We start from the raw sequence: 228 nt of genomic DNA, 5'->3' as shown, positions 1-228 counted from the left end.
TGCGAGCTATGGACGATGAGCGTAAGAATTATTTCCTTTATCTTTCAAGGCTGGCAAAGCGTGAATTGTCCTTTTCGGATATTGGCGAATATCTCGTCAACCTATTTGCGACGACAGACAGCTATTCATCTGATTTTCAACTTTTTACGCGGCCTGAGGTTGCGGGTGGTAGCGAACCTGCGTTCTTGGGTGAAGGTCTCTAAGAATTGGCAGACCAGGAGCGTGAAC

Annotated in this window: 1 protein-coding gene; it reads left to right on the top strand. The window is 46.9% G+C overall.

Going from position 1 to position 228, the window contains the following annotated elements; translation table 11 throughout:
* The coding region (locus tag VJI77_RS07825) for a hypothetical protein (protein ID WP_442953983.1) at positions 1–203 on the top strand (203 nt) is incomplete at its 5' end.
* Between the last annotated feature and the right edge of the window lie 25 nt (positions 204–228).

Source organism: Parvimonas sp. D2 (assembly GCF_035282635.1).
GTDB lineage: Bacteria > Bacillota > Clostridia > Tissierellales > Peptoniphilaceae > Parvimonas.
Note: the sequence above shows the minus strand (reverse complement) of the source record. Positions and strands in the feature narration are given on the sequence as shown.